We start from the raw sequence: 24,619 nt of genomic DNA, 5'->3' as shown, positions 1-24,619 counted from the left end.
TTATGTTAGAGACAATGGGTAAGGCTGCAAGGGTTGCTTCATGGCAATTAGCTCAGTTAAGTACCAAACAAAAAAATGCAGCACTATTACAAATTGCAGATCTACTAGAACAAGATAATGCAGTTATACTTGCAGCGAATCAAAAAGACATGGCGCAGGCAAAAGCAAGCGGTATGACTGAGGCGTTACAAGACCGCTTATTGCTGACGCCAGAGCGTTTAAAAAGTATTGCTGATGACGTCAGAAAAGTATGCCAATTAGCTGATCCTGTTGGGCAAATCATTGATGGAAGCCAATTGGATAGCGGCTTAAATTTACAGCGCCGCCGTGTCCCATTGGGGGTTGTCGGTGTTATTTATGAAGCCCGCCCTAATGTCACCGTTGATGTGGCTTCGTTATGTTTAAAGACAGGTAATGCGGTCATTTTACGTGGCGGGAAAGAGACACACCATACTAATCTTGCAGTGGTGGAAGTTATTCAAAAAGCATTGGAAAATAGCGGCTTGCCAGCAGATGCAGTACAGGCTATTAATAACCCTGACCGTGAATTAGTTGCGCAATTACTCAAATTAGATCGCTACGTGGATATGCTAATCCCTCGCGGCGGTGCGGGTTTACATAAATTATGTCGTGAGCAATCAACGATCCCAGTAATTACCGGGGGAATTGGTGTTTGCCATACATTTGTTGATAAATCAGTAGATTTTAATAAAGCCATTAACGTGATTATTAATGCAAAAGTTCAGCGCCCAAGCGCTTGTAATTCACTGGAAACATTATTAGTTCATAAAGAGATTGCGAATGAATTTCTGCCGTTTTTAAGTGAAAAAATGGCACAACAACAAGTCACATTACATGCGAGTGAAAAAGCGCTTCCATTGCTAAAACAAGGTCCAGCTAAAGTTGTTGATGTAAAACCTGAAAACCTTGTCGATGAGTGGCTCTCACTGGATCTTAACGTAGACATTGTTGACGATATTGACGCTGCTATCGACCATATTCGTCATTATGGTACAGCTCATTCTGATGCTATCTTGACAGAATCTATTCACCAAGCTGACTATTTCGTTCAATGTGTAGATTCAGCCGCGGTATATGTTAATGCAAGCACTCGCTTTACCGATGGTGGGCAGTTTGGTTTAGGTGCAGAGGTCGCAGTGAGTACGCAAAAATTACATTCACGTGGCCCTATGGGGTTAGATGCACTAACAACGTACAAATGGATCGGGTATGGTGACTTTTTAAGTCGTCCATAATGAGTAAAAATGATGAGATAGCCACACTTGTGTGGCTTTCTTTTTTTATTTGCCAAACTAGGCAGTTTATCATAAGCAAATTTGTAATCGGTATTGCTTAGTATTTATGATGATGGGATGAAATTTAATGTTTTACATTATCGGTCCAAGAGGTTCGGGTAAAACCACAATTGGTAAAAAATTTGCAGAATCTAAAGGTTATCAGTTTGTTGATACAGATAAATTGATTTTAGAAAAAGCGGGAAAAAGTATCGCAGAAATTGTTGAACAGCACGGTTGGGATTACTTTCGCCAGCTAGAGACTGACGTCCTTAAGTCGATTACGCAAAGCGATATGATTGTTTCAACTGGTGGGGGGCTTGTTCTTGCAGAAGAAAATCAGCAAATTATGCGTAATAACGGCACCGTGATTTACTTAAATACCCACCCTGAAGTTTTAGCAAAACGCCTCGCTGCGGAACCGCAAGCGGATCAGCGACCAAGTTTGACAGGAAAATCTTTAGTTGAAGAAATTGAAGAAGTAATGCAACAAAGGGAGCCTATCTACCGTGCGACAGCACATCATATTATTGATGCGGCGCAGCCTGTCGACGACATCATCGCACAACTTAATGATTTAACTTAAACTCATGAGTGATAAGCCAGCGGTGTTTTCGGAATATACTAATTAGAGTAAAGGGAGTAGCTCAGTAAGATAGAAGTCACTAAAGGTATAGTCGTATCACACTAATATATAAAAATATAATCATAGTATAGGGACTCATTATGTTGGCAAAGATAGTCAAAACAGTACTTAAATTTTTGTTTCGCGTACAAGTTATTGGCGACGCGAAAGAATTTAATCAAGATAAATGCTTAATTACGCCCAATCATGTTTCTTTCCTAGATGGTGTATTAATCGCACTTTTTTTGCCTGTCAAACCTGTATTTGCTGTTTATTCAACATTTGCCACACCGAAAATGGTGAAGCGCCTTAAGCCCTATGCGGATATTGTCCCTCTTGATCCTGCCAACCCTCTAGGTATTCGTCATCTAGTTAAAGAGGTAGAAAAAGGGCGCCCAATAGTTATTTTCCCAGAAGGCCGAATTTCGGTTCATGGCTCTTTAATGAAAATATACGAAGGAGCGGCTTTTGTGGCAGCAAAGTCAGAAGCAAAAGTTGTTCCTATTCGTATAGAAGGTGCACAATATAGCCATTTTGGGCGGCTGAAAGGAATTTTTCCATTAAAATGGTTCCCGAAGATCACATTGCATATATTGCCAGCACAAGAAATTCCAATGCCAGAAGCTCCTAGAGCGGTAGAGCGTCGTGCTCTGGCTGGTGAAAATCTGTACCAAATCATGAAGTCCGCACGTATGTCTTGTTTACCACAAGTCACATTAGTTGAAGAATTTATTCAAAGTGTTCAGTTTTTTGGGCGCCGCACGCCTTGTATTGAAGACATCGCATTTAAAGAGGATTCATATCAATCTCTATTGAAAAAAACCTTAGGGGTTGGTCGTATTATTGAACGCTATACTCATGAAAATGAAAGAGTTGGCCTATTATTGCCAAATGCGACAGTCACCGCAGCCGCGATTTTTGGCGCTTTAATGAGAGGCCGAGTACCTGCCATGCTTAATTACACTGCGGGCAGTCACGGTATTAGTAACGCTTTAAAAGCTTCAGCAGCGAAAGTGGTCTTTACTTCCCGCCAATTTTTGGAAAAAGGCAACTTAACGCATATTCCAGAACAAGTGCCAGAAGCAAGTTGGATTTACCTTGAAGATTTAAAAGACACGGTAACATGGCAAGATAAAATATGGATTATTAAGCACTTATTTAATCCTAAGAAAGCCATTATTCCCCGAAAGCCGTCCGATGAAGCGATTGTTTTATTCACATCCGGCTCGGAAGGTACACCGAAAGGTGTTGTCCACAGCCATGCCAGCTTGATGGCAAACGTAGAGCAAATTAAAACGATCGCTGATTTTACACCTCGTGACCGTTTTATGTCGTCACTTCCATTATTTCACGCATTTGGTTTGACGGTTGGCTTATTTATCCCTCTATTTTCAGGTAGCCGAGTTTTCCTTTATCCAAGCCCATTACATTACCGGATCATTCCTGAATTAGTCTATGACAAAAACTGTACGGTATTATTTGGAACATCAACCTTTTTAGGTAACTACGCACGATTTGCTCATCAGTATGATTTTGCACGTTTGCGTTATGTGGTTGCGGGCGCAGAAAAATTATCAGATAAAACCAAAAAAATCTGGTTCGATAAATTTGGTATCCGAATTCTTGAAGGCTATGGGGTAACTGAGTGTGCACCTATTGTTTCAATTAATGTGCCAATGGCCGCTAAAGAAGGCTCTGTAGGGCAAATTTTACCCGAAATGGAAGCGCGAATTATCCCCATTTCTGGTATTGAACAAGGTGGTAAATTACAGCTTAAAGGCCCAAATATCATGAAAGGGTATTTGCGTGTGGAAGCGCCTGGGGTACTTGAAACACCACGAGCTGAAAATGCACAAGGTGAAATAGAGGAAGGTTGGTACGACACAGGTGATATCGTTGAATTAGATCATAAAAATTTCTGTACGATAAAAGGCCGTGTTAAACGTTTTGCTAAACTTGCGGGTGAAATGGTTTCTCTCGAAAGTATTGAGCAAATGGTGGCATCTCTTTCTCCTAATGCAAATCATGGTGTGGTTACAAAGCCAGATAGCAGTAAAGGTGAAGCGCTTGTTTTGTTCACAACAGATAAAGAACTAGACCGTAGCGCATTATCTAGTGCAGCCAAAAGCAAAGGGTTAACCGAGTTAGCGGTTCCACGTGATATTCGTTTTGTTAAAGAGTTGCCAGTACTGGGTAGCGGTAAAACGGATTTTGTCACATTAAAGCAAATGGCATTAAAGGATGAATAATATGCAAGAGAATGCTTCCAATGTACCGTTAATGAGCAGAGGAATGAAAGCTGTTCTTGCTTCACAGTTTCTTTCTGCATTTGCAGATAATGCTTTATTATTTGCCATATTAGCCCAACTTAAAGCCGAGTTTTATCCTGAATGGAGTCATCCTATCTTACAAATGGTGTTTGTTTTCACTTACATCGTTTTAGCGCCATTTGTTGGGCAAATTGCAGATAGGTTCTCAAAGGGCCGAGTGATGTTGTTTTCTAACATCTTTAAGTTTATTGGGGCATTAGGGATTTGTTTTGGCCTAAACCCATTCCTTTGCTATGGGTTAGTGGGAATCGGCGCTGCTTCATATTCACCAGCTAAATACGGTATTTTAGGTGAGCTCACTGGTGGAGATAACCTTGTTAAGGCCAATGGTGTCATGGAGGCTTCAACAATCGCAGCCATTTTAGTGGGATCGGTTGTCGGAGGAATGCTTTCCGATATTAACTTAATCTTAGCGCTAGGCACATGTGCTGTATTGTATGCGTTAGCCGTTATTGCGAATTTTTTCATCCCACACTTAGCTGCCGCGAGGCCTGGAAAAGGTTGGGATCTTAAACTGTTAATTACTTCTTTTTTCAATGCCTGCCGGGTGCTATGGGCTAACCAAGAAAGCCGTTTTTCACTAGTTGGAACCAGCTTGTTCTGGGGAGCAGGGGTAACGCTGCGTTTTCTGCTCGTTGCATGGGTGCCTGTGGCATTGGGATTACAAGACAATACAACGCCGACTATTTTAAATGCGATGGTTGCCGTGGGAATAGTTGCAGGAGCCGGGCTTGCTGCCAAGTTTATTACCTTAAAAACGGTTTATCGCTGCATTCCTGCGGGAGTTATTATAGGTGTGATGGTGGTGTTACTTTCGTTGCAAACTAATATTATTCCATCCTATTTTATTTTAATCATCCTTGGGATCTTCGGCGGTTTATTTGTCGTTCCGTTGAATGCATTATTGCAAGAAAAAGGGAAGGAAACCGTTGGAGCAGGGAATGCGATTGCAGTACAAAATTTAGGTGAAAATAGTGCAATGCTAATTATGTTAGGCTTGTACTCATTAGCAATTAAAGCAGGTTTGTCAGTTGTGAATGCCGGTATTGGTTTCGGTGCTGTATTCGCAATTGCGATTGCGGGTTTATGGGTTTGGGATCGCGCTCGTAAAAAAATGGCATAAAGGTAGATAACATCATGATAGATGAGAAGCGGCTTGAAACTCTGAGTATTCAGGTTGGGCTGAAACTGAAAGAACAGGGTAAAACAGTCACAACCGCAGAGTCATGTACCGGGGGCTGGGTTGCCAAAGTTTTAACCGATATATCGGGTAGCTCAGATTATTTTCAGCGTGGCTTTGTGACATACAGTAATGAAGCTAAGCATCAAATGATCGGTGTTAAAGATGAGTCTTTACAGCAGTATGGCGCTGTAAGCCAACAAGTCGTTACTGAAATGGCGACAGGCGCTTTACAAGAAGCCTGTGCAGATTTTGCTGTTTCAGTTAGTGGAATAGCAGGCCCTGGGGGCGGTAGTGTAGAAAAACCTGTTGGTACAGTATGGTTTGGTTTTGCACAGAAACAGGCAGACCAAACGGTATTAGTCACAACACAACATCAAGTGTTTCAAGGAAACAGAAATGAAGTTCGTTTTCAATCAACACTTTATATACTTGAAACACTTTTAAAGCAGTTAAGTTAAAAATTTCCTTGATACTGTATGATTATACAGTATAATTAATTTCAACAAACCGAATTCAATCGTTTTATTTGCAGTGGTCAAATCATTGCACTTAGGGAGTAAACATGGCTATTGATGAAAACAAACAAAAAGCACTTGCAGCAGCATTAGGCCAAATTGAAAAGCAATTTGGTAAAGGTTCCATTATGCGTCTTGGTGAAGACCGCTCTATGGATGTTGAAACTATCTCAACAGGCTCCTTATCCCTTGATGTTGCATTGGGTGCTGGTGGCTTGCCACTAGGTCGTATTGTTGAAATCTACGGCCCTGAATCTTCAGGTAAAACAACACTAACTCTGCAAGTTATTGCTGCAGCGCAACGTAGTGGTAAAACATGTGCTTTCATCGATGCTGAACACGCTTTAGACCCTATCTATGCTAAAAAATTAGGCGTTGATATCGATAACTTACTATGTTCTCAACCGGACACCGGTGAGCAAGCGCTAGAAATTTGTGATGCATTAACTCGCTCAGGTGCGGTTGATGTGATCATCGTTGACTCCGTTGCTGCATTAACACCAAAAGCTGAAATTGAAGGTGAAATTGGTGATTCACATATGGGCCTAGCTGCTCGTATGATGAGCCAAGCAATGCGTAAGTTAGCAGGTAACTTAAAAACATCTAATACCTTACTGATCTTTATCAACCAAATTCGTATGAAGATTGGTGTTATGTTTGGTAACCCAGAAACAACAACAGGTGGTAATGCATTAAAATTCTACGCATCTGTTCGTTTAGACATCCGCCGTATTGGTGCTGTTAAAAATGGCGAAGAAATCGTCGGTAGTGAAACTCGCGTTAAAGTGGTAAAAAACAAAGTTGCAGCACCGTTCAAACAAGCTGAATTCCAAATTTTGTATGGTGAAGGTATTAATACCTTCGGCGAGCTAATTGACTTAGGTGTAAAACATAAGTTAATTGAAAAAGCAGGGGCTTGGTATAGTTATAACGGCGATAAAATTGGCCAAGGTAAAGCTAACTCAACAAATTATTTAAAAGAGCACCCTGAAGTCGCTCAAGAAATTGATACCAAACTGCGTGAAATGTTATTGAATCACACTGGTGAATTTAGTAGTGCAGCAACAGACTTTATCAGTGATGCTGATGAAGAAGAAACACCAGAAGAATTTTAATTTTAATCTAATTAATTGATTAATAAGTAAATTATAGGCGCTCCGCTGATGTGGTGGCGCCTATTTTATTTTTAACCTATTACATTAATAGTTTATTGAACAGTTTTTCTGTGGAAAAATACACCAGTGCAAGGTATAAACATACTTTCAGAAAATATCTAGACGCTTTACAATGAAAGCTGCGAATGGATGTATCTATATTTTACTTCTGCACAAAGAGACTTTATCTTATCAGTCACTTTTTAATCGGAGAGTTGATTAGAGGTGATGTTACATTCCATCTCAACAATTCGTAATTCTGTTTCCAGCTTGATATCGGGATAAATATGAGTAAAAGCACCGCTGAGATCCGTCAAGCGTTTCTCGACTTTTTTCATACAAAAGGTCATCAAGTGGTCTCTAGTAGTTCACTAGTGCCAAATAATGACCCTACACTATTGTTCACAAACGCAGGGATGAACCAGTTCAAAGATGTATTTCTTGGTCTGGATAAAAGAGCATATTCCCGAGCGACAACCGCGCAACGCTGTGTGCGTGCAGGTGGTAAACATAACGACTTAGAAAATGTGGGCTATACCGCCCGCCACCATACATTTTTTGAAATGTTAGGCAATTTTAGCTTTGGCGATTACTTTAAGCATGACGCTATCCGTTTTGCTTGGGAGTTATTGACTAGCGAAGAATGGTTTAACTTACCAAAAGAAAGGTTGTGGGTGACCGTTTACGCAACTGACGATGAAGCTTATGATATCTGGAATAAAGAAATTGGTATTCCAGTTGAGCGTATTATTCGTATTGGTGATAACAAAGGCGCACCATATGCGTCAGATAACTTCTGGCAAATGGGTGATACCGGTCCTTGTGGTCCATGTACCGAGATTTTCTATGATCACGGTGACCATATATGGGGTGGCCCTCCAGGAAGCCCAGAAGAAGACGGTGACCGCTATATTGAAATTTGGAATTTAGTCTTCATGCAATTTAACCGTCAGTCTGACGGGACAATGGAGCCTCTACCAAAACCTTCAGTTGACACAGGAATGGGCTTAGAGCGTATTTCTGCGGTATTGCAGCACGTTAATTCAAACTATGAAATTGATATCTTCCGTGACCTTATTGCTGCGGCAGCTAAAGCAACAGGTGCGACGGATTTAGAGAATAAATCATTACGCGTTATTGCTGACCACATTCGTTCTTGTGCATTCCTTGTCAGTGATGGTGTTATTCCATCAAATGAAGGTCGTGGTTATGTTCTGCGTCGTATTATTCGACGTGCTGTTCGTCACGGTTATATGCTTGGTGCCAAAGACACTTTCTTCTACAAATTAGTCGCGCCATTGATTAAAGTCATGGGGCCTGCGGCCGATGAACTTGCACGCCAGCAAGCTATGGTTGAAAAAGTTCTCAAGACCGAAGAAGAGCAATTTGCACGCACGTTAGAACGCGGTCTTCAATTATTAGATGAAGAACTTGCTTCACTGAAAGGGGATACTCTGGATGGTGAAGCGGCATTCCGCTTATATGACACCTATGGCTTCCCAATCGATTTAACGGCAGATGTTTGCCGTGAGCGCAATATTAAAGTCGACGAAGAAGGTTTTGAGCGGGCGATGGAAGACCAGCGTCGTCGTGCGCGCGAATCCAGTGGTTTTGGTGCGGATTATAACTCTTTAATTAAAGTTGATAAGCGTAGTGAATTCTCCGGTTATCAATATGATGAGCAACAAGCCACTATTACTGCATTATATAAAGATGGCCAACCTGTAGACAGTTTGAATGCGGGTGAAGAAGGCTTAGTTATACTAGATAAAACTGCATTTTATGCAGAGTCTGGTGGGCAAGTCGGTGATACTGGTTACTTAAATAATGACAATGCGAGCTTTAAAGTCACTGATACACAAAAATATGGTCAAGCAATTGGGCATATTGGTAAGGTAGAGGCGGGTTCACTGGTTGTTAACCATAGAATTACCGCTGTTGTGGATAGCGCTAGACGTGATGCGATCCGTTTAAATCACTCAGCAACACACTTACTGCATGCGGCATTACGCCAAGTATTAGGCGACCATGTTTCTCAAAAGGGTTCATTGGTTAATGACAAATACTTGCGTTTTGACTTCTCTCATTTTGAAGCGATGACACAAGAGCAACTACGTCAAGTAGAAGATATTGTGAATGCACAAATCCGTAAAAACTCAGAAATTGAAACTGAACTGATGGATTTAGAAGGCGCTAAAGCAAAAGGTGCTATGGCATTATTCGGTGAAAAATATGAGGAACGTGTACGTGTTCTGAGTATGGGTGATTTTTCTATCGAGTTATGTGGTGGTACACATGCGCGTCGTACAGGAGATATTGGTTTATTCCGTATCTTGAGTGAATCTGGTACGGCTGCAGGTGTTCGTCGTATTGAAGCGACTACAGGCTCAATGGCGATTGAAAGCATTCACAATCAGTCAGAGCAACTTTCAGCAATTGCACACTTAGTGAAAGGTGATATTAATAGTCTTGTCGAGAAAGTAAAAGCGGCGTTAGACAAATCTCGCCAACTCGAAAAAGAAATTGTGCAACTAAAAGATCAACAAGCATCTCAAGAAAGTGCTTCACTAAGTAGCAAAGCGAAAGACGTGAAAGGCATCAAATTATTAGTCACTCAATTAGCGGATACTGATCCTAAGTTATTGAGAACTATGGTTGATGATCTTAAAAATCAGTTGAAATCAGCGATTATCGTGCTTTCAACAACAAGTGGTGATAAAGTCAGTATGATCGTTGGGGTAACTAATGATTTGACTGCTAAAGTTAAAGCAGGGGACTTAATTTCCTATATTGCAAGTCAGGTAGGTGGTAAAGGTGGCGGTCGCCCAGACATGGCTCAAGCGGGAGGTACTGACGTTAGCGCATTACCTGCTGCTATGGCAAGTGTCGAAGAATGGGTCGAAGCGCGTCTGTAAGCACTTACAAAGTTGCCTCATTAAAATATGAGGCAACTTTAATCTGTTGCGGCATTGTTAATGTATCGTTTGTAGTGCTATATTTTGCTTGTAAATAATTAGAATGCTTGTATTGATGGCATCAATGCTTTAGGTGAATGTCATTGCTTTACGTTTTCACGGTGTGTGATGGACAATAGCGGGGATACCTAGAGACCCGACTCTTTTAATATTTCAAGGAGCAAAGAATGCTTATTCTGACTCGTCGAGTTGGTGAAACACTCATGATAGGCGATGAGGTAACAGTTACTGTATTGGGTGTCAAAGGCAACCAAGTTCGTATTGGTGTTAATGCCCCAAAAGAAGTTTCTGTTCACCGTGAAGAAATTTATCAACGGATCCAGGCTGAAAAGACTCAACCAGATAATCAATAATAATGAATAAGCGTCCAATGATTGATCACACAGCAAGAATGGGCGCTTGTCTTACTCGCATTATTTCTAAAAATATCCTTTCGTTTTTATAATTCTCTAGCATCAAACTCATTTTATTGTTTAGTCTTCGGTTCTCTTGTACGAAATCTTGTTTTCCTTTGTATGAAATATAGGCTAATCAATCCAGTGAGCTTATTTTTATTCACTTATAGAATAATTTTTTTCTGTATTTTTGTTTATAAAGTTAGTGTCATAAGGGCTGAAAAATATCTTTTTCGGTGTTAAACTAAGCATCTTGCTTGTGAAATGTGCAAACAGACAACGGAATGCAAAAAGTTTGGAAAAATTGTTTGACTTCTAAGTCTAGGAAAGTAATATGTGCGCCACACAGCAACGAGATGTTTGAAAAAACAAATCGTGTGTAACTAAAATATGGTGAGGTGGCCGAGAGGCTGAAGGCGCTCCCCTGCTAAGGGAGTATGCGGTCAAAAGCTGCATCGAGGGTTCGAATCCCTCCCTCACCGCCATTTTAGATTATGCATCCGTAGCTCAGCTGGATAGAGTACTCGGCTACGAACCGAGCGGTCGGAGGTTCGAATCCTCCCGGATGCACCATATTTAACCCTATGAGAGAATCTGATGGGGTTTTGTTTTGGTTTTAGCAACCAAACAAAGCAGTAACTAAGAAGTTGATTTATAGAAGTAGAAGTTGATAAAGAAGTTTGAGAGAGCAGCACATCTTGCATTAAGTATGCATCCGTAGCTCAGCTGGATAGAGTACTCGGCTACGAACCGAGCGGTCGGAGGTTCGAATCCTCCCGGATGCACCATCTCTTAGCTAATAATTTAGCTTATCAATAATACCTTTTAATTTAACTCAGAAAAGTTATTGAGAATGTATCGATTTCAAATCGAATGAATTTTGCATCCGTAGCTCAGCTGGATAGAGTACTCGGCTACGAACCGAGCGGTCGGAGGTTCGAATCCTCCCGGATGCACCATCTTTAAGAAACTCCTCGTTCGAGGAGTTTTTTTTTGCCTAAAATTACCATTCATAAAATTAATTAAATCGTATTTTCTATACCTCTTTGATTTATTCCCTCATAAACCACACATCTAGACAGCGACAATTTATGTGATTTAAGCTAAAGTAATTGCCTTAATAAAATAAATTAACATCACAGGCGGGAGGTCGACTTGATCCCGGACGTATCGAAAGCGCTCTCATGGTTAGAGGCGCACCCAGAAACACTTAATGGTATTCAACGTGGTATTGAGCGTGAAACATTGCGTGTAACCCCCACAGGCGCAATTGCAGAGACCTTGCATCCAGAAGGGCTGGGAAAAGCTTTAACACATAAATGGATCACGACAGATTTTGCGGAGTCCTTACTCGAATTTATTACTCCTGTAGATAAAAGCATTAGCCATAATTTGGCTTTTTTGCGAGATTTACACCGCTATACAGCTCGTCACCTTCAAGATGAAAGAATGTGGCCGCTGAGTATGCCATGCTTTATTGAAAGTGAAGATAAAATCACTCTTGCGCAGTACGGCTCTTCTAATGTGGGGCAGTTTAAAACGCTGTACCGCGAAGGCCTTAAAAATCGTTATGGTGCTTTGATGCAAACGATAGCAGGGGTGCATTATAACTTCTCTTTGCCGATTGAATTTTGGCAAGCATGGGCGGGTATTGAAGACGAAGAAAGCGGTAAAGAAAAAATTTCTGAAGGCTATTTACGTCTAATTAGAAATTACTACCGCTTTGGTTGGGTTATTCCTTATCTATTTGGCGCATCTCCAGCTATTTGCGGCTCTTTTTTGAAAGATAGAGATACGACGCTATCATTTGATAAAACAGACTGTGGTACGTATTACTTGCCTTATGCGACATCATTACGCATGAGTGACTTAGGTTATACAAATAAATCACAAAGTGATTTAAACATCACATTCAATAAATTGGATGAATATGTAGGGAACCTGAAAAAAGCCATCCATAAGCCTTCAGCTGAATTTGAAAAACTGGGTGTAAAAAAAGACGGCAAATATATTCAACTAAATACGAATGTGCTGCAGATTGAAAATGAGCTCTATGCCCCAATACGGCCCAAACGCGTTCCTAAAGGCAATGAATCACCTTCTGACGCATTATTACGTGGTGGTATTGAGTACATTGAAGTCCGTTCACTTGATATCAATCCATTTAGTGCGATAGGCGTTAATGAAACGCAAGCTCGTTTTGTTGATCTATTCTTAATATGGTGTGTACTTGCTGATGCACCTGAAATGAATGCTCAGGAATTAGACTGTTGCCGTCAAAACTGGAATCGTGTCATTCTTGAAGGTCGTAAACCAGGCCAAGTCATTGGTTTCGGTTGTGGCAGCGAAGTTAAACCATTAGTTGACGTTGGGCAGCAATTATTTAATGACTTGATCCGTGTGGCTGAAGTGCTAGACACTTGTTGCGATGCAAAATATCAAGAAGTTTGTCACCAATTTGTTGCTATGTTTAAAGACCCAACTCTTACATATTCAGCGCTTGTTATGGATGAAATGTTAGAAAAAGGTATTGGTGGTTACGGGTTAGAATTAGCTGAAAAATATTTTGAACAGTTAGTGAACGAGCCGTATGAAGTGATAACTGAAGAGCAATTTGAGCAAGCACGATTAGCTTCAATAGCGAAGCAAGCGAAGATGGAACAAAGTGAGAGCGAAAGCTTTGAGGACTATCTACGCATTCATGCAGGACGCTAAAAGAAATGGCCACTCTAGGTGGCCAAAAAAAATCTCTTAGAGAATTAGGGATGATAACAAATTGCGCGTCTTTCAATAATTCAGACTCTGTATTTTCAAAATAGTTTCATTTATTTTAGAAAATATTTTTTATTTTCGAGGAGGTCACGAAATGCCATTATTAGATAGCTTTACTGTCGATCATACTCGCATGTCAGCACCTGCTGTACGTGTGGCAAAAACCATGAAAACACCAAGCGGTGATACCATCACAGTTTTTGATTTGCGTTTTACTGTACCAAATGAAGAAGCCATGACAGAAAAAGGGACGCATACTTTAGAGCACCTTTTTGCAGGCTTTATGCGTGATCACCTCAACGGAAATGGTGTTGAAATTATTGATATTTCACCAATGGGGTGCCGTACTGGTTTTTATATGAGCCTTATTGGCCAGCCAGATGAACTGCGTGTTGCTAATGCATGGAAAGCGGCAATGGAAGATGTTTTGCAAGTGAAAGACCAAAACAAGATCCCTGAATTGAATGTCTATCAGTGCGGTACATACAAAATGCACTCACTGGAAGAAGCCCAGCAAATTGCACGTAATGTTCTTGCATCAGAAATTGGTATCAATAAAAATGATGAATTAGCATTACCTGCAGAGAAACTTGAACAGCTACACGTTTAGTTTTTATCAAATATTCTCTATAAAAAGAGCCAATTAAGGCTCTTTTTATTTTATATGAGAATTAAATTGTAAGTTTATGACCAAATCAAAGGTCGGGGACTTGAGAACTGAATGTAAGAGGTGTGATCCTAACCTGTTTAACGATATTTTCATTCATCGCTAATACCTCGATAAGGTAATGCCCCACCACGATTTGCTCTTCAAGCTGTGGAATATCACCAATGACCTCTAAAACCATGCCATTAACCGTCCTAGGGCCATCTATGGGGAGATTCCAATCAAAAGCCTTATTCAGCTCACGAATATTAGCAGAACCGTCTACAAGAACGCTTCCATCACTTTGTGGCAAGACTTCTTCGGCTAAAGATGGCGACATCGAGGTTGTGAAGTCACCCACTATCTCTTCTAATATATCTTCGACAGTGATAAGGCCTTGAATTTCACCGTATTCATCAACAATGATCCCAAGTTTTTCTTTATTGTGCTGGAAGTTAACTAACTGAACATTTAATGGTGTACTGTTAGGAATAAAATAAATGTTATCCGCAGCTTTAATTAGGTTTTGCTTATTAAACTCACGTTTTTCCATCATAAGACGGTATGCTTCACGGACGCGTAAAATGCCAATAGAGTCATCAAGTGAGTCGCGATAAAGCACAATGCGGCCATGGGGGGAGTGCGTGAGCTGCCGAATGATTGATTTCCAGTCATCATTGACATCAATACCAACAATCTCATTCCTTGGCAGCATAATATCGCCAACAGTGACTTTGTCTAAGTCTAAAATTGAAATCAACATGTCTTGATTTCGGCGGCTAATTTTATGCTTTGATTCGTTAACAATGGTGCGTAGCTCTTCCTTATTAACCGCATCAGTTCTTGCGGTTAGTGACTTCACCCCAATGCAGCGTAACAGTAGGGCTGAAATAGTATTAAATGCCCAAACAATAGGCATCATGACTACTTGTAATGGTTTTAAGAGGTAACTACTTGGAAATGCGATTTTTTCAGGGTACAGCGCTGCCAGTGTTTTTGGCATGACTTCGGCAAAAATGAGGATCACAAAAGTCAGGATCCCTGTAGCCATAGCTACACCTGCATTCCCATATAGCCGCATACCAATGATGGTCGCTAATGCGGAAGCGACTATGTTGATTAAGTTATTACCAATAAGGACTAGACTTAACAGCTTGTCAGGGTGTTTAAGAAGTTTTTCAACGCGGATCGCTGAGCGATTACCTTGTTTTGCTAAATGTTTTAACCGATAACGGTTTAGCGTCATCATCCCTGTTTCTGATGCAGAGAAATAGGCTGACATAAAAATTAAAACAATCAATATGATGATTAGCGTACTCGTGGACACATCATCCAAAACAAGTTTCCTTATATTGTGAAAGTCGTGGCTTTATTTGCGTCAAAATACCATAAACTCCTGTATTAAACGGTTACCAAAAAAAGCCATTGTTAAGATGATTGAGCCACCAACATGGAAAAATAGGACGCGCTTACCTCGCCATCCTCCATGGAAATGTCCCCAAAGTAGAGTGATATAAACAAACCATGCAATGACGGATAATACCGATTTATGGATATTTTCTTTATCAAAAATATTATCCATATAAATAAAGCCAGTACACAAGGTCAGAGTCAGCAAAATGACCCCAACTTGAGTGATGTGGAACATTTTACGTTCAATTACCATCATGGGTGGCATATCTGGACTAAATTTTAAGGTTTTGTTCTTTAGCTGATGGTCAATTAAAGCCACTTGTAATGCATATAAAGCCGCAATAAGGAGTGTCGCATAGCTCAACAAAGCTAGACCAATATGAACAAAAAGTGGTACTCGAGCTTCAAGATGCGTAATAAACTCACCAGGCATTAGCGTTGACAGCATCAAGTTAATAATGGCAAAACTATAGACTATAGGCGTTAAGTACCAAGCTTTTCCCCAGTAAGCGACAACAGTCATAATCACACACATGAGTAAGCTCACTGTTGAGCCTAAATTCAACAGAGTGAGGTTTTGTCCCTCGGCTTCACTGAAAATCAAAAATTTCAATGTAATAGCGTGAGTTACTAACGCAACAACGGCAAGAAAAAGCGCGAGGTGGCGGTAGAACGGCTGTTTACGCACTTGGCCAGGGACGATCAGTAACAGACTGACCATGTATGTACAAACTGCTATGACTGCAAATACGGGCATAGTATAGTGTCGTTAATCATTTTTAGTGGAAAGTTATTCATAGTATAACTTGTACGAGTGTAGGCTCCAACTATTGGACAGGCCAATCACAATATATTCATTGCTGATAGCACTTCATGCGCCTACTGCTTGGTTTGTATTATTAAATTCATGCCATAATAACCTGTATCATCTGTTTCAAACAGGGGGCAGCGAAAAAACTGCGGGCATGTTACAATGGGGCATTATTTTGCCGCGATTATTTTTAGTGTTGGTTTCCCTTCATCATTGTGAAGGTATTGATGCTTATAATTCAAGTTGTTAGGTAACACGCACTTGAAATTATCTGTATTAGCAACCAGATCAGGCTGACATCGGCCCATCAACAGAATTGAGCTAAGACATATGTTTGATAATTTAACTGACAGACTATCGCGCACGTTGCGCAATATCAGTGGGCGTGGGCGTCTAACTGATGAAAATATTAAAGAAACACTACGCGAAGTTCGCATGGCCTTGCTGGAAGCTGACGTTGCTTTGCCAGTTGTCCGTGAATTCATTCAAAAAGTTAAAGAAAATGCCGTTGGGCAAGATGTCAATAAAAGTCTAACACCCGGCCAAGAGTTCATTAAAATAGTTCAAAATGAACTGACTAGGGCGATGGGGGACGAAAACCACCAACTTAATTTATCCGCACAACCTCCTGCTGTCGTTTTAATGGCAGGTTTGCAAGGTGCCGGTAAAACGACCAGTGTTGCAAAATTAGGTAAGCTCTTAAAAGAAAAGCAAAAGAAAAAAGTATTAGTTGTCTCTGCTGACGTTTATCGCCCTGCAGCGATTAAACAATTAGAGACATTAGCTGAAAGTGTTGGAATTGACTTTTTCCCTTCAGAAGTACAAGAAAAACCCACTGCAATTGTTCAAAAAGCATTAAAACACGCACAATTACAATTCTACGATGTGCTGTTGGTGGATACCGCAGGTCGCTTGCATGTTGATGAAGCGATGATGGAAGAAATCCAAGAAGTTCACCGTATTATTAAGCCAGTTGAGACCTTATTCGTCGTTGATGCGATGACAGGGCAAGATGCGGCAAATACAGCGAAAGCATTTAATGAAGCCTTACCACTGACAGGGGTTGTGTTGACCAAGGTCGATGGTGATGCACGAGGCGGTGCGGCACTTTCAATTCGTGCGATTACGGGGAAACCTATTAAGTTCTTAGGTGTTGGTGAAAAAACTGATGCCTTAGAACCATTCCACCCAGAGCGCGTCGCGTCTCGTATCCTTGGTATGGGTGATGTGATTTCTCTGATTGAAGAGATTGAGCATAAAGTTGACCGTGATGAAGCTGAAAAGCTTGCTAAAAAACTTAAAACGGGAGATGGCTTTGATTTAAATGACTTTTTAAGTCAATTGAAGCAAATGCGTAATATGGGCGGCATGGCGAGCATGATGAGCAAAATGCCAGGAATGTCTCAGTTACCCGATGCCGTTAAGTCCCAAATGGATGATAAAATCACCGTTCGTATGGAAGCGATGATTAATTCCATGACACGTAAAGAACGTGAAAAACCGGAAATTATTAAAGGTTCACGAAAACGTCGTATTGCGGCAGGTTCGGGAACTACCGTGCAAGAAGTTAATCGCCTCTTAAAACAATTTGATGACATGCAACGCATGATGAAGAAAATGAAAAAAGGCGGTCTAGCCAAGATGATGCGCGGCATGAAGGGTATGATGCCACCGGGTTTTCCGGGGCGTTAAGCAATAAAGCCTCAAACAAAACGCACTTTTGATTGATTTTTGCGTCAAAGTGAGTAAACTTTTCGGGCTTTTTATATGACAGCCGGACTCTATCCCTCGATGGAGTCTGGTTGTTTTGTTAACTAATGAGGATGTTATGGTAACAATTCGTTTATCTCGTGGCGGCGCTAAAAAACGTCCGTTCTACCAAATCGTTGTGACTGATAGCCGCAATGCGCGTGACGGTCGTTTCATTGAGCGTATCGGTTTCTTCAACCCGATCGCTGCAGGTCAAGCAGAAGAACTGCGTTTAGACCTGGACCGTGTTGAGCACTGGGTTGGCTTAGGCGCAACTATTTCTGACCGTGTTGCACAACTGGTCAAACAAGCTAAGAAAGCAGCTTAATCTGTCGCGGTGGTAACAATGAGCAAGCAAACTAAACTACAGCCACCTGAAAACCCAATTGTATTGGGGAAATTAGGTGCGGCATACGGTATTCGTGGTTGGCTCAAAGTTTTTTCGTCCACCGAACATGCTGAAAGTATTTTTGAGTATCAGCCTTGGTTTATCCAACGTTCAGGTCAATGGCAACACATTGAAATTGAAGATTGGAAACATCATAACAAGGATATCATTGTCAAGCTGAACGGGGTCGATGACCGCGATGCAGCCGCGCTTTTGACTAACTTTGAAATTGCGGTTGATTCAACCCAACTTCCTGAGTTAGAAAACGAATACTACTGGAAAGACCTGATGGGCTGCCAAGTAGTGACGTTACAAGGCTATGACCTTGGTACCATCACTGACATGATGGAGACCGGTTCAAATGATGTGCTGGTCATTAAGGCGAATTTAAAAGATGCATTTGGCATCAAGGAGCGGTTGGTTCCGTTTCTTGATGGGCAGGTTATCAAGAAAGTCGATCTCGATGCCAAACTTATTGAAGTGGATTGGGATCCTGGTTTTTAAATCTCCGGTTGAACGGTTTTGATAAGTGGGACGAAATTATGTGGATTGGTGTAATTAGCCTGTTTGCCGAAATGTTCCGCGCAATAACCGAGTACGGGGTAACTGGTCGGGCAGTGAAAAATGGCCTGCTAACATTTGAGTGCTGGAATCCGCGAGATTTTACTCACGATAAGCACAAAACTGTTGATGATCGCCCCTATGGTGGTGGTCCAGGCATGCTGATGATGGTGCAACCGCTTAAGGATGCAATCAACGCAGCAAGAACTGAGGCTGGTGAGGGTGCAAAGGTTATTTATCTTTCACCGCAAGGGCGCAAACTTAGTCAAGACGGTGTTTGCGAGCTGGCAACCAATGAGAAATTGATTCTTGTTTGTGGCCGCTATGAAGGCATTGATGAGCGTATCATTCAAACCGAAGTTGACGAAGAATGGTCAATCGGTGATTACGTTCTCAGTGGCGGGGAACTTCCCGCGATGGTGTTGATTGACTCAGTTTCACGGTTTATACCGGGAGTACTTGGTCATCAAGCTTCTGCTCAAGAAGACTCTTTTGCAGATGGTTTGTTAGATTGTCCGCACTATACCCGCCCTGAAGTGTTAGATGGCATGCAAGTTCCTGATGTTTTACTTTCAGGAAACCACGCTAAAATAGATAGCTGGCGCATGAAACAATCACTCGGCCGTACCTGGCTTAGAAGACCTGAGCTTCTGGAAAGCCTAGCTCTGACTGACGAGCAGAGGATGTTGCTGGCTGAATTCCAACTGGAATATCAGTCTGAGCAACAAATGAATCCAGACAATTAATTGTCTAAACATATCAGTTTACCTAGGGTAAGAGAGTTATTATGAGCAACATTATTAAACAAATCGAAGAAGAGCAGATGAAGCAGGACGTACCTTCATTCCGTCAGGGTGACACCGTGGAAGTTAAGGTATGGGTCGTAGAAGGCTCTAAAAAACGTCTGCAGGCATTCGAGGGCGTGGTTATCGCTATTCGTAACCGCGGTCTGCACTCTGCATTCACTGTTCGTAAAATTTCTAACGGCGAAGGTGTTGAGCGTGTATTCCAAACTCACTCTCCAGTCGTAGATAGCATTGCTGTTAAACGTCGTGGTGCTGTTCGCAGATCTAAACTGTACTACCTGCGTGAGCGTTCTGGTAAGGCAGCTCGTATCAAAGAGCGTCTGAACGCCAAGTAATACGCTTTCGCTACATCCGAAAGTTATGTTATGAGAGAGGCCCGCATTTGCGGGCCTTTTTATATTCGTCACTATATTCTTCATAATTCAAATTGTAGCTGTGTTGGCAGCACTCAGCCCCACAGGCCACATACCTTATTCGTCATATTTCAAGTTGTAGCCGTGTTGGCTGCGTTCAGCCACACAGGTCACATACTTGTGTATGCTCCTTGCGATGTCCTCACTTTGCCGCCTTGCTACAACTCGAACTATTTAGAATATAGCTGATAACTTATGCTTGTCTGTAAATAAATGCTTACAGATTGCTTGTTTTTCTTTAGTCTATTAAAATATTTTAATGTTAAATTAATGTAAAACTGTAATTTATTCAATTAATTATTGTTGTGTAAATAATTCAATACGATAGTGGAAATATTTTACATAAATGGATTGAATTGTTTACGATGCATGGTATGTTATTAGTCATACACCCAAACACAATACGTAAATAATAAACTAAGCAAATATAAGCTAATAAGTAGGTAAAAAATGATCATGCAAAAAGATGTACTCAACAACGTGAATATTCAAGACGAGCAGGTATTAATCACTCCTGAGAGTCTGAAAGAGAAATATCCGCTGAGTCGCAGCAACCTGCATGCCATTGCGACATCGCGCCAAGTGATTGCTGACATTATTCATCAACGCGACCCTCGCTTACTCGTGGTATGTGGTCCTTGCTCAATCCATGATGTGGATGCCGCTATTGAATATGGTGAGCGCCTGAAAGTATTAGCCGAAGAATTAAGTGATAGCTTATATATTGTGATGCGTGTGTATTTTGAAAAACCTCGTACAACCGTAGGTTGGAAAGGTTTGATTAGTGATCCATTTATGGATGGTTCTTTTGAAATGGAAAAAGGCCTACATATTGCTCGTGACTTGTTGACCAATTTAGTGAATATGGGGCTGCCATTAGCGACAGAAGCATTGGATCCTAACAATCCTCAATACTTAGGGGATTTATTCAGTTGGTCAGCCATTGGTGCAAGAACGACTGAGTCACAGACCCACCGTGAAATGGCATCTGGTTTATCTATGCCTGTTGGTTTCAAAAATGGAACCGATGGGAGTTTATCTACAGCGATTAATGCGTTAAAAGCAGCAGCGATGCCACACCGTTTTATGGGAATTAACCAATCTGGCCAAGTTTGTTTATTACATACCAAAGGTAATAGTAACGGACATGTCATTTTACGTGGTGGGAAAACGCCTAACTACAATGCTGAAGACATTGCGGCTTGTGAAGCGGAAATGAAAAAAGCAGGTTTAGAGCCGTCCCTTATGGTGGATTGTAGCCATGGAAACTCGAATAAAGATTACCGCCGTCAACCATTAGTTGTTGATTCTATTATTGAACAAATTATTAATGGTAATGAATCAATTACAGGTATTATGCTAGAAAGTCATATTAATGAAGGGAATCAAACATCTGAACAAGCCCGTGACACAATGAAATACGGTGTGTCAGTGACAGATGCCTGCATTAACTGGCAAACGACGGAAACGGTATTGCGTAAATTACATCAAGCATTGTTGCCTGTGCTTGAACAACGTGCGCAAAAATTGAGTAAAGTGAGCTGATCAAGGTATTGGTATGTCTGTTGAGTTATCCCATTTACGGGAACAAATTGATGAAGTTGATAAATCGTTACTAGATTTATTAGCAAAAAGGCTGCAACTGGTTGCTGAAGTCGGTGAAGTGAAAAGCTTACATGGTTTACCGATTTATGTGCCTGAACGAGAAACAAGCATGCTGACAGCACGTCGCGCCGAAGCTGAGCGTATGGGGATCCCACCTGATCTGATAGAGGATATTCTAAGGCGGATCATGCGCGAATCTTACGCACGTGAAAATGATAAAGGGTTTAAAACACTGAACCCATCAGCTGGCCCAATTGTGATTGTAGGTGGTGATGGGAAAATGGGGCGGTTATTTCACCGTCTCCTTAATTTATCAGGCTATCAGGTTAAGACATTAAACGAAGATGACTGGGCACAAGCAGAATCTATAGTTGCTGGTGCGAGCGTCGTGATGGTTAGTGTACCAATACATTTGACAGTACAAGTCATCAACCAGCTGCCTAAACTGGATAAAAGCACGGTCTTGATGGATATCGCATCGATTAAGCAACAGCCATTAGAAGCGATGTTAGCGGCCCATGATGGGCCAGTACTTGGGCTTCACCCGATGTTTGGTCCTGATATTGGTAGTGTTGCAAAGCAAGTATTTGCTTACTGTAATGGCCGTGGCTCGGAGTCTTATCAGTGGTTTCTTGAACAGTTATTAGTTTGGGGGGCACGTTTGAAAGAAATCTCAGCCGAAGAGCATGATAAAAACATGAGCTTTATTCAGGCATTACGCCACTTTACAACATTTACTTACGGGCGAAATCTTGCTGAGGAAAATATCGATTTACAGCAATTACTTGATTTATCATCGCCTATTTATCGTTTAGAGCTCGCGATGGTTGGGCGGCTGTTTGCTCAAGACCCTCAACTCTATGCAGACATTATTATGTCTTCAAATGAAAATGTTGAATTGATACGCAGATATCATCAATTGTTAGGTGATTCAATAGCGCTACTGGAGAAAAAAGATAAAGCGGAATTTATTCGCCAATTTAATCAAATTAGCCAGTGGTTCGGTGAAGATGCCCATCATTTTATGAAAGAAAGCCAATCATTACTGCAACGAGCAAACGATAATCGAAAATAATCATCCCGCCTTCTATCGTGTTTTATAGCGGTAGAGGGCTTTATTTTCTTGTTAATTTTTTGTTACCTTTTATATTCTTCTATTTCAGTTAATCTCACCAAGAATGTTTATTTAAAATAGGTAATTGTACTTATCTATATAATTTCTATCGAATAATATGCTAATCAGATAAAAACTGAATTTATTCACTATCTAATTTCAAATTAATCAATTTTTAAAATCAATATTTATAAATCGATCGATTTATATGATAAAGATTTCACCTGTTTTACCGATAACACTACTCATTAAATGATGGTTAGCGTGGTAAATATATGTCTTTTAAAAATCTCAAAATTAGTATGAAGTTAACGGTAGCATTTGGTGGTTTTGTTGCGCTTATTATCCTAAGTTCACTTTTTTCTTTAGCCAATATGAACCGAGCTAATGATGGCATGAAACAAGTCCTGTATGAAAGTTATCCTATTGCCTCTACCGCAGGGCAAATGATGGATAACTTTTATTCTTTTATAGGGATCCAAGAGCTAATTTTACTTGATGATCGTGGTAGTGATAAACGCAGAGAAGAGTTGGCTAAAATTACATTAAAAATTAATGGATTGATGGAAAGCTTAGAAAATAACGTTACAGATGATCGCTCTAAAGAAGTCTTGGCTGATTTGCGTGTTATTCGCCAACAGTTTCATTCATCAATTACTCGCATCAATACCTTTTTATCAGAGAATAATCGCCAAGCTGCTATTGATGAAATGATGACTAAAACGTCTAGTATTCAACGTGATTATCGTGATCAAATTCAAACTTTAATGGCTATCCAAGATTTGGAAATGCAAGAGGTTGGCCGTAAAGTGAATGCGGATTATGAAAACAATAAACTATTACTAGCGGTGTTATCAATCTTGAGTATTGGCGCGGGCTGCGTAATGGGCTGGTATATTACGAACATTATCACAAGGCCATTGGAAAATGCGGTTAATTTCGCGCAGTCAATTGCAAATGGGGATCTGACTAAAGATATTCAGGTCACCTCAAAAGATGAAACGGGTGTATTGTTAAATGCACTTAATGATATGAAAGAGCACTTGCTGGAAATCGTTCAAGAGGTTCAACAAGGTTCTGAAAGTATTTCGGCAGCAGCAGGGCAAATTGTCGCGGGGAACCAAAACCTGGCGGCGCGTACCGAAGAACAGGCTGCATCAGTTGAAGAAACGGCCAGTTCAATGGAACAAATAACTTCAACCGTTCAAAACACGACTGAGCACACTCATGAAGCTAGCATGCTTGCAGACCAAGCGGCAATTATTGTACAAAACAATGGCGACATGATGAGTCAAGTAACGAACAAAATGCGTGCAATCAATGGCTCATCATCACAGATGACAGAAATTATTAATCTAATAGACTCAATTGCATTTCAAACCAATATATTAGCATTGAATGCATCCGTTGAAGCGGCAAGAGCCGGTGAACATGGGCGAGGCTTTGCCGTTGTTGCCGGAGAAGTGAGATTATTAGCACAAAAAAGTGCGGCTTCAGCGAGTGATATTCGTGGGTTGATTGAAAACTCATCGTCACAAACGCAAGAGGGTATGGAACTTGTTGAAAAAGCGACTCAGCAAATACATGGCATGGTTGATAGTGTAAAAGAGATGAATGCGTTACTACGTGAAATTGGGCAGGCTAGTCGTGAGCAAAGCGATGGAATTTCTCAAATCAATAGTGCAGTAGGGCAACTTGATTTAACCACACAACAAAATGCGAGTTTAGTTGAGGAATCTGTTGTCGCAGCGGACTCATTGAATGAACAGGCGTACCATTTGAAGGAACTGGTCAATTATTTCAGAGTCAAATCTTCGAATTATCAACCTGAAGTGAGAGCATAGTTTCAGTTTAGTAGGCTGCACTGAA

20 protein-coding genes and 4 tRNA genes are annotated in these 24,619 nt (G+C 40.9%); 22 read left to right on the top strand and 2 right to left on the bottom strand.

Annotation, left to right across the window (positions count from 1 at the left end; all coding sequences use genetic code 11):
• Positions 1 to 2 precede the first annotated feature (2 nt).
• From proA to luxS, 14 genes are all read left to right on the top strand, one after another.
• Complete coding sequence (gene proA / locus M1F25_RS17365; protein ID WP_004264803.1) at positions 3 to 1,256, top strand: glutamate-5-semialdehyde dehydrogenase; 1,254 nt, start codon at positions 3 to 5, stop codon at positions 1,254 to 1,256.
• 127 nt (positions 1,257 to 1,383) lie between these two features.
• Positions 1,384 to 1,881, top strand: a complete 498-nt coding sequence (gene aroL, locus M1F25_RS17360; RefSeq protein ID WP_004264804.1) for a shikimate kinase AroL — start codon at positions 1,384 to 1,386, stop codon at positions 1,879 to 1,881.
• 140 nt (positions 1,882 to 2,021) lie between these two features.
• Positions 2,022 to 4,169 carry a bifunctional acyl-ACP--phospholipid O-acyltransferase/long-chain-fatty-acid--ACP ligase gene (gene aas / locus M1F25_RS17355; RefSeq protein ID WP_004264805.1) on the top strand — a complete coding sequence of 716 codons (2,148 nt, stop codon included), beginning with the start codon at positions 2,022 to 2,024 and terminating at the stop codon, positions 4,167 to 4,169.
• 1 nt (position 4,170) lies between these two features.
• Positions 4,171 to 5,373 carry a lysophospholipid transporter LplT gene (gene lplT, locus M1F25_RS17350; protein WP_036958917.1) on the top strand — a complete coding sequence of 401 codons (1,203 nt, stop codon included), beginning with the start codon at positions 4,171 to 4,173 and terminating at the stop codon, positions 5,371 to 5,373.
• Between the two features lie 14 nt (positions 5,374 to 5,387).
• Positions 5,388 to 5,891, top strand: a complete 504-nt coding sequence (gene pncC, locus M1F25_RS17345; protein WP_004264808.1) for a nicotinamide-nucleotide amidase — start codon at positions 5,388 to 5,390, stop codon at positions 5,889 to 5,891.
• A 104-nt stretch (positions 5,892 to 5,995) separates the two neighbouring features.
• Positions 5,996 to 7,063, top strand: a complete 1,068-nt coding sequence (recA, locus tag M1F25_RS17340; protein ID WP_094962029.1) for a recombinase RecA — start codon at positions 5,996 to 5,998, stop codon at positions 7,061 to 7,063.
• 326 nt (positions 7,064 to 7,389) lie between these two features.
• Positions 7,390 to 10,017, top strand: a complete 2,628-nt coding sequence (gene alaS / locus M1F25_RS17335; RefSeq protein WP_004264811.1) for an alanine--tRNA ligase — start codon at positions 7,390 to 7,392, stop codon at positions 10,015 to 10,017.
• 227 nt (positions 10,018 to 10,244) lie between these two features.
• On the top strand, positions 10,245 to 10,430 hold the full coding sequence (csrA, locus tag M1F25_RS17330) for a carbon storage regulator CsrA (RefSeq protein ID WP_004264815.1): 186 nt from the start codon (positions 10,245 to 10,247) through the stop codon (positions 10,428 to 10,430).
• Positions 10,431 to 10,864: 434 nt separating this feature from the next.
• Positions 10,865 to 10,957, top strand: a tRNA-Ser gene (locus M1F25_RS17325).
• Between the two features lie 11 nt (positions 10,958 to 10,968).
• Positions 10,969 to 11,045 (top strand) — tRNA-Arg (locus tag M1F25_RS17320).
• Between the two features lie 138 nt (positions 11,046 to 11,183).
• Positions 11,184 to 11,260 (top strand) — tRNA-Arg (locus tag M1F25_RS17315).
• 94 nt (positions 11,261 to 11,354) lie between these two features.
• Positions 11,355 to 11,431, top strand: a tRNA-Arg gene (locus tag M1F25_RS17310).
• 196 nt (positions 11,432 to 11,627) lie between these two features.
• Positions 11,628 to 13,187, top strand: a complete 1,560-nt coding sequence (gene gshA, locus M1F25_RS17305) for a glutamate--cysteine ligase (protein WP_094962027.1) — start codon at positions 11,628 to 11,630, stop codon at positions 13,185 to 13,187.
• Positions 13,188 to 13,338: 151 nt separating this feature from the next.
• A complete protein-coding gene (luxS, locus tag M1F25_RS17300) occupies positions 13,339 to 13,854 on the top strand; it encodes an S-ribosylhomocysteine lyase (protein ID WP_004914042.1) in 516 nt (171 codons plus the stop codon).
• 85 nt (positions 13,855 to 13,939) lie between these two features.
• Here the strand turns inward: luxS and M1F25_RS17295 are convergent, their stop codons facing one another.
• Both M1F25_RS17295 and M1F25_RS17290 read right to left on the bottom strand, forming a co-directional pair.
• Positions 13,940 to 15,226, bottom strand: coding sequence for a CNNM domain-containing protein (locus M1F25_RS17295; protein WP_110592308.1), 1,287 nt, complete (start codon positions 15,224 to 15,226; stop codon positions 13,940 to 13,942).
• A 42-nt stretch (positions 15,227 to 15,268) separates the two neighbouring features.
• Complete coding sequence (locus tag M1F25_RS17290) at positions 15,269 to 16,060, bottom strand: inner membrane protein YpjD (protein WP_004264820.1); 792 nt, start codon at positions 16,058 to 16,060, stop codon at positions 15,269 to 15,271.
• 384 nt (positions 16,061 to 16,444) lie between these two features.
• Here M1F25_RS17290 and ffh point away from each other — a divergent pair, with 384 nt between their 5' ends.
• The 8 genes from ffh to M1F25_RS17250 all read left to right on the top strand — a co-directional run bounded on the left by ffh (position 16,445) and on the right by M1F25_RS17250 (position 24,594).
• Positions 16,445 to 17,806 (top strand): signal recognition particle protein, encoded by a 1,362-nt coding sequence (gene ffh / locus M1F25_RS17285; protein WP_094962025.1) that lies wholly within the window; start codon positions 16,445 to 16,447, stop codon positions 17,804 to 17,806.
• A gap of 136 nt (positions 17,807 to 17,942) precedes the next feature.
• Positions 17,943 to 18,191, top strand: coding sequence for a 30S ribosomal protein S16 (rpsP, locus tag M1F25_RS17280; protein ID WP_004264823.1), 249 nt, complete (start codon positions 17,943 to 17,945; stop codon positions 18,189 to 18,191).
• 18 nt (positions 18,192 to 18,209) lie between these two features.
• Positions 18,210 to 18,755, top strand: a complete 546-nt coding sequence (rimM, locus tag M1F25_RS17275; protein ID WP_004264824.1) for a ribosome maturation factor RimM — start codon at positions 18,210 to 18,212, stop codon at positions 18,753 to 18,755.
• A 38-nt stretch (positions 18,756 to 18,793) separates the two neighbouring features.
• Positions 18,794 to 19,558, top strand: coding sequence for a tRNA (guanosine(37)-N1)-methyltransferase TrmD (trmD, locus tag M1F25_RS17270; RefSeq protein ID WP_181488600.1), 765 nt, complete (start codon positions 18,794 to 18,796; stop codon positions 19,556 to 19,558).
• Positions 19,559 to 19,599: 41 nt separating this feature from the next.
• Positions 19,600 to 19,953 (top strand): 50S ribosomal protein L19, encoded by a 354-nt coding sequence (rplS, locus tag M1F25_RS17265; protein ID WP_096864779.1) that lies wholly within the window; start codon positions 19,600 to 19,602, stop codon positions 19,951 to 19,953.
• A 528-nt stretch (positions 19,954 to 20,481) separates the two neighbouring features.
• Positions 20,482 to 21,576 (top strand): 3-deoxy-7-phosphoheptulonate synthase, encoded by a 1,095-nt coding sequence (locus M1F25_RS17260; RefSeq protein ID WP_004264828.1) that lies wholly within the window; start codon positions 20,482 to 20,484, stop codon positions 21,574 to 21,576.
• A 13-nt stretch (positions 21,577 to 21,589) separates the two neighbouring features.
• Positions 21,590 to 22,711, top strand: a complete 1,122-nt coding sequence (gene tyrA / locus M1F25_RS17255; RefSeq protein ID WP_096864780.1) for a bifunctional chorismate mutase/prephenate dehydrogenase — start codon at positions 21,590 to 21,592, stop codon at positions 22,709 to 22,711.
• A gap of 314 nt (positions 22,712 to 23,025) precedes the next feature.
• Positions 23,026 to 24,594, top strand: coding sequence for a methyl-accepting chemotaxis protein (locus tag M1F25_RS17250; protein ID WP_004264831.1), 1,569 nt, complete (start codon positions 23,026 to 23,028; stop codon positions 24,592 to 24,594).
• Positions 24,595 to 24,619: the final 25 nt, after the last annotated feature.

It is taken from the genome of Providencia sp. PROV109 (assembly GCF_033681625.1).
Classification (GTDB): domain Bacteria; phylum Pseudomonadota; class Gammaproteobacteria; order Enterobacterales; family Enterobacteriaceae; genus Providencia; species Providencia hangzhouensis.
This window is presented reverse-complemented; position numbering and strand designations above follow the sequence as displayed.